We start from the raw sequence: 16,102 nt of genomic DNA, 5'->3' as shown, positions 1-16,102 counted from the left end.
CGTTAATCATCCTGCCTGAGCAATCTCAATTGCTTGCAGTGTGGATTGCGATGACACTGGTGTCTATCTGTTATTTTCTTACTATACGCCATAAAAAGGAGGTCCTGCCGTGTCTAAAAGACAGCAGGGTCTCCTTCTTACTATTTTTATCCAAATGCCTTCATTATTCCTTCACTCCGCCGATTGTCATACCAGTTACAAAATACCGCTGTAAAAAGGGATATAATGCCACAATGGGTATACAGGTCAGAATTGTTGCGGCGGCACGAACTGATTTTACGGTAACCTGAGCTCCGCTAACAGAGCTGGCAGCTCTTGCCGTATCCGCATTTCCGCTCAGCTGACTCACAGAAGACAAAAGTTTCATTAATTCATACTGCAATGTCGTCAGATTCTCTGCCATTCTGTTATAAAGCATAGTATCGAACCAAGAATTCCACTGGCCTACGGCAATGAACAGCGCTACCGTCGCGAATACCGGCTTACAAAGGGGCACGATAATCTTTAAAAAGATTTTAAAGTACCCTGCTCCGTCAATCTGGGCAGATTCCTCCAGACTATCCGGCAGTCCGTTCATATAGGTTCGGATGACCAGCATATTAAAAGCACTTACCATTCCAGGTATAATATAAACCCAGAAGCTGTTTGTAAATCCCAGTGTTTTATTCAATAAAAATCCCGGAATTAGACCTCCGTTTACATACATAGTCAATACATAAATAATATTTACGGGTTTTGCAAAGACAAAATCTCTTCGGCTTACCACAAAGGAAAGCAATGCTGTCACAGAAAGCTGCAGTATGGTACCTATAACGGTTCGCAAAACCGATATGGCAAGTCCTGTTACCATACTATCCTTATGAAGTACTGTAATATAATTATTCATCGTCCATTTACGGGGTATCAGATAGATACCGCCTCTTAAGCTGTCCATGGCATCATTAAAGGAGATTGCCAGAGTATTTATAATCGGATAGATTGTAACGATTACAAATACTGTTAGGATTAATCCTATGATAAAATAATAAACCGCATCCTTTATCCGGTATCTTTTATGTTTTTTTGAAATTACTGTACTGCCGGTGCTCATTATCAATACCTCCCTAGAAAAGTCTCTCTTCTCCGGCTGCCTTTGCTGCTGCATTTGCCAGAAGAATCAGTATAATGCTCACCACACTCTTAAAAATACCCGCTGCCGTACCAAGTGAATAGTTGCATTGGCTGATACCAAATTTCAACACATAGATATCTATGGTCTGGGATACGCTTTGAACCAAACCGTTGGATAGGAGATATTGTATCTCGAAGCCGGCATTCAAGACATTCCCGATATTAATTAACAGCAGGATAAAAATCGTTGGTTTAATGCCCGGTAAGGTTATATGTAACATTTTACGGAGTCTACCCGCTCCGTCAATGGATGCCGCCTCGTATAGGTCAGGGTTAATTGCTGTAATTGCAGCAAGATATATAATACTGTTCCATCCAGTTTCTTTCCATACATTAGCAAAACCTACAATCCACCAGAAATATTCCTTATGGGTAAAGAAATTAACCGGCTGCTTTAAAAGATGCAGGTTGATAAGAAAATCATTTATTATTCCATGATCCGTTGACAATGCATCCTGAAGAATACCGCATACGATGATCATGGACAGAAAATGCGGCAGGTAAGATACTGTCTGCACAAATTTCTTAGGTGTTTTATGAACAACTTCATTTAAAATCATCGCAAACCCAATTGCAAAGAGGAAGCTTAATACCAGGTTAATTACTCCCATAGCAAGGGTATTCCGGATAGTTCTTATAAAATCAGGGTTATCTACAAATAAGAATTTAAACCATTTTAATCCTACAAATTCAGATCCAAAAAAACCGTCCTGGGGCTTATAATTCTGAAATGCCATCAGCCATCCAATAATCGGCACATAATTAAATATAAGGACATATATCATAAAAGGGATGGTAAGAAGAATCAGCTCTTTTTGCCTTACTATTTTTCTCCAGGTTATATCAGAGTTTCGTCTTTTTACCCTTTCCCCTTTCATATGTTTCAATCCAGCCATAAACATACCATACTTTCTTTTAGTCATGGCAGACGGCTTTGCAATCTGTCAGCTGCCGTCTGCCAACTTTTCAGCCTATTTGCCTGCAGGTCTTACATCTTTACCGGTAACCAGCTCAATTCTATGGTAAACCGCCTCCTGAACCTCTTTCAGGAAATCCTCCGGTTTTGCTTTATTGTATGCCTTCTGGTAGGTATCCCAGGCTTCTTCAAAGTTCCCTGAAATTACTACCTGAGGAAGCTGTTCCTTCTTAACCTGGTCCATCTTCTCCCAAGCAAGACCTCCGGGAGTTGCCGTTGTCATCTCTCCTACGAAAGAGTAAATCGGATACCAGGGTTCCTTCATACAGTCAATTTCGTTGTAATCCAACATTCCCACATAGGTCTTAGCACCATAAGCAGTAAGGCATTCCTGAACTTCAGGCCTTAAGCTCTGGAAAAATTCATTGGGCTGGGTATCCGGTGTAGCCGCATTCTTTCCGTCCGGATTCATACCGCTATAATTAGGGAAATAACTATAAGTGCATAAGTGTGATGCCTTGTATTCTGCGTTTACCGCATTATCTCTCATCTCCTGAGTTCTGGTAAAGAGTCCGTCAGATCCAACATTATAGTCCACATCCTTAACTCCCCAGCTGCGCAGGGTTGAGATTTCAGGATCTAAGAGATCGTTTACAAACTGAAGTGCTCCTTCTACATCCTTACAGCTCTTTGTAATACTTAACCCGCCGGAAAGCACTGTGGATTCCCCGGTGGTATAATACATTTCATGCATTCCCTTATCAATCGTTAAGCCTAAAGGAACGTAGGTACAGCCATCAAGCTTCTGTGTTTTAATAGAGTCTTCTGCTGTCTGGAAATCCCAATGCTGCTCTACCATACTAAGGACACGTCCGGAAGCCACTTTCTCCAGGAACTGATCATGGTTCATTGTCATGAATTCTGAATCTATAATTCCCTTATTGTACTCTTCATTAAGCTTCTGGAAATATCTCTTTGCGGTATTGGTTGTATTATAGTCCTGTACCAGATAAGTCTTAGGATCTACAATGCAACGGCCGTTATTAGGCCATCCGTCCAGGAACTGAGGCGGATTCTCAAGGCAGAAATAGTACCAGTCATAATCCAGAATTTCAAATGGTATAACGGAAGAGCCATCTGCCATGGTAGGATTAGCTTTGGAATAATCCTCTAAGAGTTTAAAGAGCTCATCCAAGGTTTCAATCTTCGGATAATTTGCCCACTTAAGAACTCTTGTCTGAATCCAGAAAGCTTCTCCGCTTTGTTGGGTATCCATTGCCTTTTCATTGATTTTGCCGAACTGCGGAATGGAATAGATATGTCCATCCTTTTGCTTTAAGGAATTCCATTGTACATCACTCCAGAAGTTCTTAATATTCGGATACTTATCAAGTAATTCGTCAATGGGAACCAATGCTCCTGCATCCTGCAGCTCCGGTGTCCAGTCGATAAAGTCCGGATATTCACCGCTGGCAATCAGCATACCGACAGCTTCTTCTCCGGTCTGTCCCGTTAACCAGGTTTCCTTGCATTTAGCTCCTATTTTGTCTGCTATAATCTGTTGGATTTCATTATCCTTATTAATCTCCGAGCCCTGTCTGTCAAAAAAAGCTGTAAACTCCTTGATTTTCTTAGCTGTGGGAGTATCCCCGCCCGATGCTCCTTCTGTAACTGTGGTGTTTGCTGATGCATTTTTACTGTTTTTGGAATCATTCTTACCGCAGCCCGCGAATAAGAGTGAAACCATAGCAACACACATCAAACCTGCAATAAATTGCTTTTTCATAATGTCCCCTTTCCTGAATTTCCAGACTTTGTCTGGTAATCGTTGATCAGCTGCTGTAAAAGAACTGTCTTTTTCAACCTGACCTAATATGTTTTGCTTCACTTAAGCGACATCTTATTTTAGCATAATTGCACAAAGCAAAACTCATACAAAGTATATATAAAATCATTGCAAAGTATATATGTCTAATTTAATAAGTCTAACCAGTATTAAATTGTGCATTTTGACCTTCTAGTTATATTATACTGAAATTTTCTCCGCTTCGCAGTTCCTCTTACGGAATCTGGCAGGTGTTACTCCATAGGTGCTCTCAAACTTATTGATAAAATATTCCGTATTCTTATATCCAACCTTTTCCGCAATCTCATATACCTTTTCTTCCGTACGTAAGAGCAGCTCTGCGGCTTTTCGCAGACGAACTCCGTTAATGTAATCTTTGAAGCAGCAGCCATAACGCTTTTTAAAAATCTGTCCCAGGTATACACTGTTAAGATAATACTTTTCCCCCATAGACCTCAGACTTAAGTTATCAGAATAATTGGCCTCAATTTCTGCTTCTATCAGGTTCATAATCCCTCTTGCTGAATTCTGCCGAAGCTGCAGCAGATATTCGGAATAATCCTCTGCAAACTTTCGGAACTTAACCTCGTTAATCCAAGGCATACCGGAGGAAAAAACCTCTTCCTGTATATATTGCATTACCTCTTCCTGGTTAATGTCATTTTCAATTTCATAAGCAAGGCCTAATAAACGGTAAACATAGTACTGAATATTCATTCCAATCAACTTCGAATCCAAGCCTTTATCCATCATTTTCCGGTAAAGTTCTCCTGCATTCTCTTTTATAAATTCCTTATCCCCGGTCTCAATCCCATGAATCAATGCGTCCAGCTCTTTTCGGAGGTACTCATCCTGTTGATTTTTATTTTGTATAGCTTTTTTCCCGGCTCCTTGGGCAGGTTCTTTTTTGATATCCTTCTTTGGAATTTTGTAGAAACAGAATGATCTGGCCATTGCTGCTTCTCTGTAGGAATAAGCAATATCCTCCAGCTTACTAACCCAACCGCCTAAAAATGCTGTAATTTCAAATCCCATGCGTTCCCGCAATTCCTTTAAAATCCAGTCAAGCCATTCCTCATCTGTCATATTCTTTTTATCCGGCATGAGTTCCGAGTAGATTATTCCTATATCGTAGCACTCTCCCTCTTTTGTAACACCAAAAATCACATGATTCGATAGTCTTTTAAAAAGCAATGCTGCATAATTATAGAGCTGCCGGTGCAAAACTCTTTTTTTCTCCTCGGAGAGACTTAAAAATCTTTCATCCAGCAGGCTGATCTCCAGATGTATGTACTTGATTCTGCCCTTTAACTCAAGCTTTTCCTTGGCATATCTTAAATTGATCTCATCATATTTACCCCAGATTAATGCTAACAGATTACGATCCAGATATGCTTTTTCAAAAATACTCTTATCTCTTCTGCCACCTGCTTCTTCTCTTATCTTTTTCTGTATTCTTCTTAGGACATTAAGCAGTTCTTCCCTCTGTATGGGCTTTAGGACATAGTCACTGCAGCCGTAAAGAATAGCAGACTTTGCATATTGGAAGTCATAAAATCCACTCAAGAGTACAAACTTCGCATCTGATATTTTCCTTGTCTTTACCTCCTCTACCAGCTCAATTCCTGACATATCCGGCATTCTGATATCTGAAATAACAAGCTGGTAATCTTCCTCGGAAAGTCTGAGTACCGCCTCACAGCCGTTTTGTGCTTCCCCTGCTATAACAAATCCTTCTGCTTCCCAATCAATAAGAGCTGCCAGTCCTTTTCGAATAAATGGCTCATCATCCACTAACAAAACCTTAAGTAACATATCCTTCTCATCACTCATATATTTACCCCATTTCAACTAAATATCCTTTCATAGGAAGCCTTATTACAATACAAGTCCCTTCACCTGTCTTGCTTTCTATGAATATCCGTGTTTCCTCACCGTTAAATTTTCGGAGTCTGATGCTGGCATTGAGCATGCCAAGACTGCCGGACTTCTGTAAACTGCTGATATCTCCTTCATTCAGTTCCCTTTCAAGCTTTTCCACCTGCTCCATTTCCATTCCTATTCCGGTATCCTCAACTTCCAGGTACAAATAATCCTCCTTTTGATAGGCGGACACAAAAACAGAACCATAATGTCCTGCTCTGTTAAATCCATGAACACAGGCATTTTCCACAAAAGTGACCAGTACCAGACTCGGTATTTTAAAAGAATAAAACGTTTCATCTATTCTAATCTTGTAATGGAAATCATCCCCATAGCGATATTTCTGGAGTTCCAGGTAATCCTTCATAAAACCTATTTCCTGCTCTAGTGTGATATAATCCGTCCCCCAATCGGCGCTTTTTCTCATTAGCTTCGCAAGGCTTTCGATAACGCAGCCGGTCTCTTCCTCCCCTTTTAAAACACTGCGCATGCGTATACTCTCCAGTATATTGAATAGGAAATGGGGATTAATCTGACTGGTAAGTGCCAGAAGCTCCGCCTGCTGCCTTGCTAATATGAGTTCCTGCTGCTCCAGCTTACTTTTCAGCTCCTGTTCAATCAGAGCCTTCATTCGAAGGGACATATGGTTATAATTTTCCAGCAGCTCTCCGATTTCATCCTTCCCTTCTTCCGACTCTATCAGCTCAAATTTCTCACCCTTTATTTTTTCAAAATATTGCCCCAGCAACAATATCCTTCTTGTAATAGAATTGCTGAACAATGCCAGCATAATGGCGGGAATTATGGCATCAGCCAGAAAAAGTACAGACATAAGCAATAGATTATGCTTAAAGGATGCCATGAAGTTGGACCTATAACCAGTGACATAAACCTTCCAATCGCTTCCATAAGCCACTACATCCCGGCATGCCTGTATATCCTTTTTATTGATTTCAGAGGTTTTTAAAAAATCCTTGTTTATTCCTACTTCCTCTTTGGTATTTGTGAATATGATACGATCTCCATGGCACACATAAACGGTAGTATCATAAGCCGAACTGCCCACTGACTCATTAATCTGCGGATAATTTAAGTCCAGCTTCACCAGCTTTTCTTTTCCTTTAAGTCCGATATAATCTAGTTTTCGAATAACTGAAACCATACGCTTTTTGTTATTTATGTTCTTATTGTTTTGATAATAGGAATAAACAAAGAGATCTGTACCAGCCTGATGAAAGGCTTTATACCACCCTTCCTCCTGAACCGAATCAATACGGTAATATTTCCCGCCGTTTATCATTGTGGAATTATCCGAGTAAAAGGTAATGTCACTGATAAGATGTTTGGAACTGGCGTAAAATACAAAATTATTAAAGACAGCACTATATTTATCGAAATAGTCGCCATCGGTTTCATATTGCCTGTCCAGAAAGTCATTCATGGAAATACTGGTGTACAAATCTACCGTTACATATACCGCGCTTTCCAGGGATTTTACAATCTCACGGCTGACAGAATCCGCAATATTATTAATGTTGGCTTCTCTCTCCCTGGCCGATATCCTGATGCTGCTTCCCAGGATAATTACGTTGGTTACAATGGTCGGAAGCAGTACGCACAGTAAATATACATATGTAATTTTCTTCTGGATGCTTTTGTTATTGATTATGAGGAGGAGACTATTAAAAATCTTTTGGTACCATCTCTTTTCTCTGGCATCTGCATCACTGGCTTTCCTATTCCTCACCATAACTTGACTCCTTTAAAAAGGTACTGCATTTTTATAGCTAAAACTAATATACACTGATTTTCTAATTTTTACCTGCCAATTTTTGCTCAACTGTTTTCATATAATGCTCCAAAAAAGACTCCACAGCCTCTAACACATTTTTATCGTGTAAAAAGCTATGAAGTCTTCCTGAATATTCTTATATCCTTACTTAAAAGTATTCACCTGCGGTTTTTTCAATGGACAGCCCTCTTACATACCGTTTCATAAATTCCTCAAAACCTGCAACATCATCCGCTCCGGGTTTTATTGTATCTCCCTCAACACCTGCAAATATTTTATTGGTAAGGAACTCTTCCAAGGTTTCATCCTCTTCTCTGTTACTCATGTAGGATGCAAGAAGTGCAATACCCCAAGCACCGCCCTCACCGGCTGTTTCCATAACAGACACCGGTGCGTTGATTGCGGCAGCCATAATACTCTGTCCCACCTCTTTGGTTTTAAACAAGCCTCCATGCCCATACATCTTATCCAGCTGTACGCCTTCTTTTTTCAAAAGAATATCAAGACCTATTTTAAGAGCACCAAGAGCCGTATAAAGGTTTACTCGCATAAAATTGGCCAAATTAAATCTGCTCTGAGATGACCGGAGGAACAAAGGCCTTCCCTCCTCAATTCCGGTAATATGCTCACTGGAAAGGTAGCCATAGGAGAGCAGTCCGCCGCAATCCGCATCACCTTCCATTGCCTGCCGGTAGAGTGTTCCATAAAGCTTATCCGCATCCAACTCCACCCCAATTAAACGAGTGAATTCATCAAAAAGTCCGACCCAGGCATTGAGATCAGAAGTACAGTTATTGGAATGAGCCATTGCGACCAGGCTGCCTGTCGGTGTAGTGACAAGGTCCAATTCCGGATATACACGGGATAACTCCTTCTCCAGTACTACCATAGCAAATACGGAGGTTCCGGCAGATACATTCCCTGTTCTTTTCGCCACACTGTTGGTAGCAGTCATTCCGGTACCTGCATCTCCTTCCGGCGGACAAAAAGGTATTCCCGCAATAAGTTCTCCGCTGGTATCCAGTAAACTTGCTCCTTCCTCCGTCAATACACCGGCTCTTTCACCGGCTACCATTACCTTCGGAAGGATATCTCTTAACTTCCAGGAGAATTTCTTCTCCGCAACCAGACTGTCAAACTGCTCTGTCATGCGGTTGTAATAATCCTTGGTTTCAATATCTATCGGAAACATACCGGAAGCTTCTCCTATGCCGACCACCTTTTCTCCTGTCAGTTTCCAGTGAATATAGCCGGCTAGAGTAGTCATATAAGAGATTTCTCCCACATGCTCCTCCCCTTTCAGAATTGCCTGGTATAGATGGGCAATGCTCCATCTTTGGGGAATGGGATAATCAAAGACTTCCGTCAGCTTCTTGGCAGCTTCCTCGGTAATTGTGTTACGCCAGGTACGAAAAGGAACCAGCAGTTCACCATCCTTGTTAAAAGCCATGTAGCCATGCATCATAGCACTAAAACCAATTGCTCCGATTTTTTTTAACGGGATACCATATTTACTCTTAACTTCCTCTGCCACCTTTTGATAGCTGTCTTGCAATCCTTCCCAAATCTCCTTCAGGCTGTACGTCCATATGTGATTTTCATAGCTGTTCTCCCAGTCATAGCTTCCTGATGCAATTGTTTGATGTTTTTCATCGATTAGAACTGCCTTGATTCTGGTAGATCCAAGTTCAATACCAAGAACTGTCTTTCCATTTAAAATGACTTCTTTGACATTCTCATGGGCAAAGCTCATCCACTCTTCCTCCCTTATTTTTTTTGATAACCTTAATTGCCTTTGCTCTGCCCATAATAGGCATTGGCACCATGCTTACGCAGATAGTGTTTATCGGCAATTACCTGCGGTGCCGGTTTTACCTGTGAATTAATCATTTCTGTATGGCAGGCCATCTTAGCCACTTCTTCTAAAACAACTGCATTATGCACTGCCTGAGAAGCATCTTTTCCCCAGGTAAAGGGTCCGTGATTGGTCAGCAAGATACCCGGCATACTTGTTGGACTAATATTTCCTTCCGTAAGAGTCTCTATAATTACCAGCCCGGTATTCTTCTCATACTCTCCGTTTATTTCCTCTTCTGTCAGGCTTCTGGCACAGGGTATGGGACCATAAAAATAATCTGCATGGGTGGTACCATAGAGCGGAATACTTCTGCCCGCCTGTGCCCAGGAGGTAGCCCAGGTAGAATGGGTATGGACAATACCTCCTATTTCCGGGTATTTCTTATATAATTCAATGTGAGTGGCTGTATCCGAAGAGGGGTTATATCTGCCTTCAATATGATTCCCCTCAAGGTCCACCACTACCATATCTTCTGCTTTCATGGTTTCATAATCCACTCCGCTGGGCTTAATCACCAGGTATCCGCTCTCACGGTCCATAGCACTTACATTGCCCCAGGTAAAGGTCACAAGACCCCGCTTTGGCAGCTCCATGTTAGCCTGGTATACAATTTCCTTTAATTGTTCAAGCATCTGAACCTCCATTTTATAAACACGCCTCAAATATGGGCCATTACGCCGCAAATATAGGTGTCAGCACATATTTGTGTATGAATTATACTTTTCAATAATTCGTTTATGTTAACGGTATACAACAGAATTCCATTTTAATTCGTTCTTAAAGTTTCTGATGGTGGTATCCTTATCGATATAAACCGCTTCAATTCCCATAGCTGCAGCCCAATCGCCAAGCTGTTCTGATGTAAGGTCATAGGAAAATGCTGTGTGGTGTGCTCCGCCGGCTAATATCCAGGCTTCTGCTCCCGTTGCCAGATTCGGTTCCGGACGCCAGAAAGCGGAAGCTACCGGAAGTTTTGGCATAGGAATATCCTGAGGCAGGCACTCTACATCATTGATAATCAGACGGAATCTGTTACCAAGGTCAATCAATGAGGCTGCAACGCCTTTGCCGGGCTTAGAAGTAAATACAAGACGTGCCGGGTCTTCCCTCTTACCCATGGAGAGAGGATTTACTTTTATCCCGACTCTGCCCTCTGCAATAGTGGGGCATACTTCCAGCATATGAGCCTGAAGAATGCCTTCTTTGCCCGGTGCCAGATGATAAGTGTAATCTTCCATAAAGGATGTACCCTTTGCTCCCTTGACATCCTGTGTCATAAGCTTCATAAGGCGTACCAGGGCGGCTGTCTTCCAGTCACCTTCCGCACCAAAGCCATAGCCCTTTGCCATTAATCTCTGAATAGCAAGTCCAGGAAGCTGCTTTAATCCTGACAGCATCTCAAAATTTGTAACAACTGCATGGTAATTCTTCTCTTCCAGGAATCTCTCAAAGCCGATTTCAATACCTGCCTGTACTGCAACATGCTCACGGAATTCCTTTTCGTCACGTCCTTCTGTAAGAATGTCATAGGATGCATAGTATTCCTCTACTAAAGCGTTGATATCTCCCTGGGATACCTGTTGAACATACTCCGCAATATCTGTTATATTATAAGCATCAATTTCCCAGCCGAATTTAATATGTGCTTCTACTTTATCCCCTTCTGTAACTGCTACATTTCTCATATTATCGCCAACACGGACAACACGAAGATGGCTGCTCTCAATAATTCCGATTGCTGTAAGCATCCAGCTTGCAATACGCTTTTGAACATTTTCATCTTCCCAGTAACCTACGATAACTTTGCGTTCAATTCCCATACGGCTTACAATATGTCCGAATTCTCTGTCCCCGTGGGCAGACTGGTTGGTATTCATAAAATCCATATCAATGGTATCATAAGGAATGTCTCTGTTGAACTGAGTATGAAGATGAAGCAAAGGCTTTCTGTACTCCTGCAGACCTAAAATCCATGATTTTGCAGGGGAGAAAGTATGCATCCAGGTAATAACACCGGCGCAGCGTTCGTCTGCATTGGCATCGTTAAATACTTTCCTTATGGATTCATTGGAGATTAAAGTAGGTTTTAAGACTACCTCAAAAGGGAGGATACCGGATTTATTTAAGCCCTCCACAATTATTCTGGTATGTTCTGCTACCACTGCAAGGCATTCCTCGCCGTATAAATCCTGTGAACCTGTTGCAAACCAAAACTGGTAATTCTTTTTTTCTAACATATCATATTCCTCCTTCTACATTGCTTTCAGTTTTTATTACTCATTGCGCCGGATATCTTGAAGCTTTACTTTTTTTGCATAGTTTTATACTCCTATAATAAAAAAACGGCAGGTTACAGGCAATTGCCTGCTCCTACCGTTTCCATAAAAAAGTTACCTATTCCGACCGCGTTTTAAAATGTCAATTCATAAGCTGCTTGACCGCATCTGTTTTTTTGCGCACCTTCGCCGGAGTCATTCCGTATCTGTCCACAAATATCTTATAGAAATATCCTTTATTCTGATATCCTACCTGTTCAGCTATTTCTTCCACGCTTTCATCTGTGGTCCGCAGCAGCCGATGGGCATGCTTAAGCCGTACTTCCTGGAGGTATTCCAGATAAGTTCCACCTGTTTTCTCCCGAAAAAGCCGATTGAAGTAATCCTCATTGAAATGGAACCGCGTGGCCAGTTCCTTTACTGTGATATTCCGGTAGTTTTCACCAATGTACTTGGCTACTTCCTCAAAAATCAACCATTTCATCTTTTTACGTTCTTCATTGGAAAGGTTAAACTCATACTCCGTGCTAATATGATGCAGAATCCTCATAATGATACCTTTGCAGATATAAGCTGCTGCCGTATCATTTGTCTCCAATTCCTGTACCAGCCCCAGAAGATATCTCTCCAGCGTTCCATCCTCCTGGTTCTTCGGTTTGAAATGAAGATACTGATTAATATTCTTCTGTTTCATTAAGGCAGTCTGCAAGAAATTCAGAATCTTCTCTTCCTCAATGTTTCGGACCATAACTTCATCAAATATTTCATTTGCTAATCCAATAAACAGGACAACGCTGTCAGCTTCCTCCAAAAAGTCCTGATGAGGACAGTTCTTGTCAATAAGACAGAGTTCTCCCTTCTTAAAGAGTATATCCTTTCCCATGATTCTCTGACAGAATTTTCCTTCAACTATATAAGCCAGTTCTATATAATCATGGGTATGAAGCTGGGTGGTAATCCCTGGTGTATATTCACACTGATAGATAAATTCCTGAGGGTAAGGCTTTATGGTAGCCGCAAGATGACCTCCTGCCTCTATATTCCAGAGGAGGATAAACACTTCTCCTCGTTCCTCTTTTGGAAAACTTTTCACATCAATCTGATTGATAGAATACTCGGGACACATAACACGGCGCCCCATATTTTTATCCGACTCTTTGCATTCAGTTGTCTTTCTTGTGATATCCATGCAGTACTCTTTTAAAAACATGACGCCCTCCCTTTCTCCAATATTATATCATAGGTGCGGGATTTTTACACTGTAAAATAGAACGTCCGTCCAAAGTTGTATGGTAAAATAAGCATAGATTTCTTACAAGTTTAGAACACGGAAAGAATGTGATTGTCCTTTTTCACAAAAGCAATAAAATGTTCTATATCTGCTTCCATCGTTACAAAAGTTCCGCCTTCATACTCCTTTTTCTCATTTATATCAATCCAAGTGCCCTTAGGCAGATAAACTTTTCTTTCTGTCTGCCCCTGATTTACAATCGGTGCAAAAAGTATCTCTTCCCCAAACATGTACTGATCCCCCAGGGTATAGCAGAACTCATCTTCCGGATATTCAAAGAACATAGGTCTCATAATGGAAGCACCGGTCTTACTGGCTATGTCCATGTATTTATGGATATAGGGGCGCAGACGCTCTCTCAGTTCGATTAAGTTCTTCAGAATGGGATAGACCTTCTCTCCAAAGCTCCAAATTTCATTGTCTCCGCCGCTTCTTTCCAGAATGCCGGGATTACGTTCAGCCTGGTTGGAAGTACGTTTTCTGGAACCATGCAGTCTGGTGACAGGACAAAAGATACCGAACTGGAACCAGCGAACAATCAGCTCCCTGAAATAGTCACTTTCTATATCCCCTCCCCAGAAACCTCCTATATCACTGTTCCACCAGGGGATTCCGCACATCGCCATATTAAGTCCTGTCTTTACGCTCATACGGAGGGCATCAAAGGTCGATGGAATATCGCCGGACCAGACAAGTGCTCCCACCTTCTGACTTCCAATCCAGGCTGCCCTGGTCAAGGAGATAACTTGTTCTTCCCCCGCCTCCTTTAATCCGTCGTAAAATAGTTTATTGTAGTAGTAAGGATAGATAAGCCCAACTTCTGCCCCATTCCCTTTATGAAATCTAAGATTTTCAAACTGAACCGGCAGAATTTCCGGTTCTGCTTCGTCCAGCCAGAAGCTTTTAATACCATTTTTATAATAGTTCTCATAAACTTTTGACCATACAAACTTTGCGGTCTCCGGATTACTGGGATCAATATAGGTCTGCTGTCCGTAAAAGGGAAAGATACCATACTGCCCTTTATCCGTTCTTATTAACATATTCCGCTCATCCATATAACTGAAATTTTCACTGTTTGGATTAATAGTGGGCCAGATTGAGACAATGGCCTTTACTCCCATATTCTCCAGTTCATCACACATTTCCTTGGGGGAGGGCCAGTATTTCGGATCCATCTTATACTCTCCCTGCTCTGTCCAATGAAAATAATCTATGATAATCGCAGAAAGGGGAATCCCACGTCTTTTATACTCCCTGGCTACTGAGAGCAGTTCCTCCTGGTCCTCATAGCGCAGCTTGCACTGCCAGAAACCTGAGCCCCAAGAAGGAAAGGCAGGTGCATGTCCGGTTAGGTCTGCATACTTTGCCATTACTTCTCCCGGAGTATCTCCCGCTACTACCAAATAATCTATCTGTTTTGTGGAATCTGCTTCCCATAGGCTGTGGTTATTAGTCAGCTCACAACGGCCTATAGCAGGGTTATTCCAAAGAAATCCATATCCATAAGAGGAATATACAAAAGGAATGGAGGATTTGGTGTTTTTATGAATCAGTCTGCTGGAAGAGCCCTTTAAGTCAAAGCAGTCATTCTGCTCCTGTCCCAAACCATAGAAGTGCTCTCCTTCCTTTGGCTGAAAAACTACTGTCATACGATGATTATCCGCACCTAAGGAACTATATTCTCTGAATCTGTCAAGAAAAGCCATTTCTGAACGTTCTGTCAGGATTTCCTTCCCGTGCTTAAAATAGGTCACCTTCCCGTTATTATAAATCTTAGCTGAGAGAATGCCATTTACGATAACTGCTGTGTTATCTTCCTGTTTCACAGTACACTTTGTTTCTTCCTGTATCAGAAGATTCCAGTTTTCCTCTGTCAGTGAAGAATTGGGTGTCGAGCGAAACCGCAGCGTATCCTTGCCCCAAGCTTCCAGTACGGCAATCTCATCCCTTTTCTGAAAATAAATCTTATTACCCTGAACTGATAAAATACCCATCTTATCTCCTCCGGAAAATATTTATAGTAAAATAATTATACTATATTATTTTGATAAAACTTTCATAATATAGCTCAATTTTAATACTATTTTGATATTTCTGCATTTACAGGAGGTTCAATTCCACTCTCATTTCTTTCCACGTTCTTTCTATAAACGGAGGGTTTGACTTTCATATAACGGAGAAATTCCCGGTTATAAAAACTGATATTATTATAACCGCACAAAAAGGCTATCTCTGCTATCTTCTTATCCGTCCTGACCAGATATTCACAGCTCTTAATAATGCGGCAGCGGTTTAAATAGGCAAAGGGAGAAAATCCGGTCAACTGCTTAAATAGTCTGCAAAATTGCCCCTCACTAAGATGAGACTCTGATGAAAGCCTCTTTAGGGTGATATCCTCATTAAAGTAATTTTGTATGAAATCCAAAGATGGTTTTAACTGCTCTGTTAACCGTGTAAGATTCTTAATAGAATCTATGGCGGACAAATGATAATTGTAAAGACACTGCCACATAATAAGCAGCATCCCGTGGAGCCTAAGTTCCCAAGTCTTTTGAGCTCCCAATGGAAACTCAAAGCTTTCTTTTAAAAGAGAAAGGATTTCATGGTGCCATTCCACTGCCGGCTTTAGATGCAAAGAACAGCGAAGCCCATAATGCATCACAGGGTATAGATATTCGGCATAATGCAGATTCATAAAATAATCCGAAAGAAACGATACTGAAAAAACAAGAGCATGGAATTCACAGCCTGCCTTTTTTTCATCCTCCGCCCTGTGCAAAAGACCTGGCGGTATAAAAATACCCTCTCCTGCATTCAAAAGATACTTTTCCTCCTCAATATAAAAAGAAACAGCTCCTGTCCCTAAATAGAAAAACTCCATCTCATTATGCCAGTGCAAATATAATACGGAGGCCTCACCGGGAGATATCATAGTGTGATGAATGGAATAAGGCTGTGTACCGGTAATATGAGTCACTTTTTCAAACAAGAGAGCTTTCTTTCTGTCGTTCATCTAACCTCCTCCTT

At 41.3% G+C, this 16,102-nt stretch carries 11 protein-coding genes; all 11 read right to left on the bottom strand.

Going from position 1 to position 16,102, the window contains the following annotated elements; all coding sequences use genetic code 11:
* Positions 1–163: 163 nt before the first annotated feature.
* The 11 genes from bsdcttw_RS04880 to bsdcttw_RS04830 all read right to left on the bottom strand — a co-directional run bounded on the left by bsdcttw_RS04880 (position 164) and on the right by bsdcttw_RS04830 (position 16,088).
* A complete protein-coding gene (locus bsdcttw_RS04880; RefSeq protein ID WP_185258275.1) occupies positions 164–1,090 on the bottom strand; it encodes a carbohydrate ABC transporter permease in 927 nt (308 codons plus the stop codon).
* Positions 1,091–1,103: 13 nt separating this feature from the next.
* On the bottom strand, positions 1,104–2,066 hold the full coding sequence (locus tag bsdcttw_RS04875; protein WP_185259712.1) for an ABC transporter permease: 963 nt from the start codon (positions 2,064–2,066) through the stop codon (positions 1,104–1,106).
* Between the two features lie 75 nt (positions 2,067–2,141).
* Positions 2,142–3,872, bottom strand: a complete 1,731-nt coding sequence (locus bsdcttw_RS04870; protein ID WP_225903797.1) for an extracellular solute-binding protein — start codon at positions 3,870–3,872, stop codon at positions 2,142–2,144.
* A 240-nt stretch (positions 3,873–4,112) separates the two neighbouring features.
* A complete protein-coding gene (locus bsdcttw_RS04865) occupies positions 4,113–5,765 on the bottom strand; it encodes a response regulator transcription factor (protein WP_185258274.1) in 1,653 nt (550 codons plus the stop codon).
* A gap of 4 nt (positions 5,766–5,769) precedes the next feature.
* Positions 5,770–7,605 carry a sensor histidine kinase gene (locus tag bsdcttw_RS04860; protein ID WP_185258273.1) on the bottom strand — a complete coding sequence of 612 codons (1,836 nt, stop codon included), beginning with the start codon at positions 7,603–7,605 and terminating at the stop codon, positions 5,770–5,772.
* Positions 7,606–7,795: 190 nt separating this feature from the next.
* On the bottom strand, positions 7,796–9,400 hold the full coding sequence (locus tag bsdcttw_RS04855) for a xylulokinase (protein ID WP_185258272.1): 1,605 nt from the start codon (positions 9,398–9,400) through the stop codon (positions 7,796–7,798).
* Between the two features lie 32 nt (positions 9,401–9,432).
* A complete protein-coding gene (locus bsdcttw_RS04850; protein WP_185258271.1) occupies positions 9,433–10,137 on the bottom strand; it encodes an L-ribulose-5-phosphate 4-epimerase in 705 nt (234 codons plus the stop codon).
* Positions 10,138–10,245: 108 nt separating this feature from the next.
* Positions 10,246–11,742, bottom strand: a complete 1,497-nt coding sequence (gene araA, locus bsdcttw_RS04845) for an L-arabinose isomerase (RefSeq protein WP_185258270.1) — start codon at positions 11,740–11,742, stop codon at positions 10,246–10,248.
* A gap of 181 nt (positions 11,743–11,923) precedes the next feature.
* The gene (locus bsdcttw_RS04840; protein WP_185258269.1) at positions 11,924–12,991 is read right to left on the bottom strand and encodes an AraC family transcriptional regulator; all 1,068 of its coding nucleotides are present in this window, start codon (positions 12,989–12,991) and stop codon (positions 11,924–11,926) included.
* A 110-nt stretch (positions 12,992–13,101) separates the two neighbouring features.
* A complete protein-coding gene (locus bsdcttw_RS04835) occupies positions 13,102–15,069 on the bottom strand; it encodes a glycoside hydrolase family 31 protein (RefSeq protein ID WP_185258268.1) in 1,968 nt (655 codons plus the stop codon).
* Between the two features lie 86 nt (positions 15,070–15,155).
* The gene (locus bsdcttw_RS04830) at positions 15,156–16,088 is read right to left on the bottom strand and encodes a helix-turn-helix transcriptional regulator (RefSeq protein ID WP_185258267.1); all 933 of its coding nucleotides are present in this window, start codon (positions 16,086–16,088) and stop codon (positions 15,156–15,158) included.
* Positions 16,089–16,102: the final 14 nt, after the last annotated feature.

The sequence above is a fragment of the Anaerocolumna chitinilytica genome, from assembly GCF_014218355.1.
GTDB classification, from domain to species: Bacteria; Bacillota; Clostridia; order Lachnospirales; family Lachnospiraceae; genus Anaerocolumna; species Anaerocolumna chitinilytica.
This window is presented reverse-complemented; position numbering and strand designations above follow the sequence as displayed.